The sequence below is a fragment of the Pseudoroseomonas cervicalis ATCC 49957 genome, from assembly GCF_000164635.1.
Lineage (GTDB): Bacteria > Pseudomonadota > Alphaproteobacteria > Acetobacterales > Acetobacteraceae > Pseudoroseomonas > Pseudoroseomonas cervicalis.
This window is the reverse complement of the sequence record NZ_GG770837.1, coordinates 1-2,310: the sequence shown is the minus strand read 5'-3', so window position 1 is coordinate 2,310 and position 2,310 is coordinate 1. Positions and strand designations below refer to the sequence as shown.

Sequence of the window (2,310 nt, the reverse complement as noted above, 5' to 3'; positions counted from 1 at the left end):
TGCCGGTGCTGGACAGCCTGGACTGCCTGCTGCGCGTGGCCGCCCGGCCCCAGCCGGTCCCGCCGCCGCCCGGGGCCACGCCGAGCCAGGGCCTGTCGGTTGCGCTCACGGCCGCGCTGGCACCTTGACCTGCTGCGCCGCACAAGGCACCCCGGCCGTCATGTCCAAGCAAGACCTCGCCTCTCCGGCGCCGCCCTATCATGAGCTTCTCGGCATTCGCCTGATCGAATGGCGCGATGGCTTTGCCCGTGTCGTCTGCGACAGCGGCCCGGGCCATCTGAACCGCAGTGGCATCGTGCATGGCGGGGTGATCCTGTCGCTGATCGACCAGGCCGCGGCCTTTGCGGGCCTCTGGTGCAGCGTGCCCGGCAATATCCGCAAGGCGGTGACGATCGACCTGGATTGCCGCTTCACCGGCCAGGTTTCGGGTGGCGAGGTGGTGGCCGAGGGCAAGCTGATCTCGCGCGGCCGCAACATCTTCTTCGCCCGCACTGAGGTGTTCAACGACAAGGGCGAGATGGTGGCCTTCGGCGCCTCCACCCATCGCTGGCGTGCCGGCAGCGAAACCGTGGAAGGCAGCCCCGCCCACTGATGGCGGGGTCCGGGGGGACCCTGTCCCCCCGGTGGTGGGGTCTGGGGAGGCAAAGCCTCCCCAGGATCACTGGATAGGCCGGTCCCGCACCGTGAGCAGGATGACCCCCCCCAGCGCCAGGAACCCGAGCACGGTGGCCATGCCCGCCTGCTGGCTGCCGGTGGCGCCCGTGACGATGGCCAGCACGGCCGGACCCAGAAACCCGGTGATCCGCCCCGACAGCGCGAACAGCCCGAAATAGGCGGTGACTTCGGCCGGCGGGGCCAGCCGCGCCATGAAGCTGCGCGAGGCCGATTGCGCCGGCCCCATGAACAGCCCCATCACCAGCGCCAGCCCCCAGAACCAGGCGACGTCGCTGGTCAGCACCAGGGCGGTGCCCAGCGCCACCATGCAGGCCAGCGCCACCAGCACCGTCTGGCGGGAGCCGAGGCGGTCCTCCACCAGCCCGAAGCCGGCGGCACCCAGCCCGGCGGTGACGTTCAGCGCGATGCCGAAGACCAGGATCTGCTCGAACCCCATGCCGAAGCGGCCGGCGGCGTAGATGGCGCCGAAGGCGAACAGCGTGTTCAGCCCGTCCGTGTAGAACAGACGCGCCAGCAGGAAGCGCGCCATGGAGGGGTGGCGCGGCAGGCCGCGCAGCACGCGGGCGATCTCCTCGATGCCGCGCCGCACCGCCTCGCCCCAGCGCGGGCGCGGCGGCGGCGGGTCGGGCAGGGCCAGCAGCACCGGCCAGCCGAAGGCCAGCATCCACCCCGCCACCAGCAGGGCGGTGGCGCGCACATGCTCCGCCGCGCCGCGATCCAGCCCGAGCGGCGAGGGGTCGGGCCGCACCAGCAGCACCAGGCACAGCACTAGGCAGGCCAGCCCCCCGGCATAGCCCAGCCCCCAGGCCAGGCCGGAGACGCGGCCCAGCCGCTCCGGCGGCGCCACCTGCGGCAGCATGGAATTGTAGAACACCGTGCCCAGCTCGAACCCCACCGTGGCGATGCCGACGCATAGCAGCGCCCAGAGCGCCGAGCCGGGGCCGGGGGTGGCGAACCAGATCAGCCCGGTCGCGACCGAGGTGACGACGGTGCAGAGCAGCAGCATCGCCCGCCGCCGCCCGCCGGCATCGGCGACGGCGCCCAGCACGGGGGAGAGCAGCGCGATGGCGATGCCCGCCAGGGTCTGCATCCAGCCCCATTGCGCCTGGCCGGTGGCCGGGTCGGCGGCGATGCCTTGGGTGAAATAGGTGGCGATGACGAAGGTGGAGACCACCGTCGGGAAGGCGCTGTTGGCCCAGTCATACAGCGACCAGGCCACGGCCTTGCGGGTGAGGGAGGAGGGCATGCGCGGCAGACTGCCCGCGCCGCCCCGGCCTGGCCAGAGTGAGGGCAGGGAAAGTTCCGGGGAGGCTCCGCCTCCCCAGACCCCTCCGCCGGGGGGACAGGGTCCCCCCGAACCCCGCCATCAGTGCAGGATGGCGCGGGCGATCTCGCGCACCGCCACCGTCACGGCCGCCAGGTCGGGGCGTGCCGCCGCTTCCTGCGCCACGCGGCGCGCGCCCTCGGCCTCCGGCAGGCTGCCCTTCAGGCAGGAAGCCGCCAGCCGCGTCTGCAGATCGGCCAGGTCGTCCAGCAGCGCCGCCTTGGCCCGCGTGCCGAAGGGGCCCGCCACCTGCGCCTGCTGCGCCGCCTGCCGCAGCGCCGGCAGGTGGAAGGCCTCGCCCACCAGGCGCC

Annotated in this window: 3 protein-coding genes; 1 reads left to right on the top strand and 2 read right to left on the bottom strand. The window is 73.3% G+C overall.

Annotated elements, in window-relative coordinates:
* Positions 1–160 precede the first annotated feature (160 nt).
* Positions 161–592, top strand: coding sequence for a PaaI family thioesterase (locus HMPREF0731_RS19485; RefSeq protein ID WP_007005930.1), 432 nt, complete (start codon positions 161–163; stop codon positions 590–592).
* 66 nt (positions 593–658) lie between these two features.
* Here HMPREF0731_RS19485 and HMPREF0731_RS19480 read toward each other — a convergent pair whose 3' ends face one another.
* Positions 659–1,921 carry an MFS transporter gene (locus HMPREF0731_RS19480; RefSeq protein WP_007005929.1) on the bottom strand — a complete coding sequence of 421 codons (1,263 nt, stop codon included), beginning with the start codon at positions 1,919–1,921 and terminating at the stop codon, positions 659–661.
* A 120-nt stretch (positions 1,922–2,041) separates the two neighbouring features.
* Positions 2,042–2,310, bottom strand: a 269-nt coding sequence (locus HMPREF0731_RS19475; RefSeq protein WP_007005928.1) for a hypothetical protein, incomplete at its 5' end; no start/stop codon positions are given.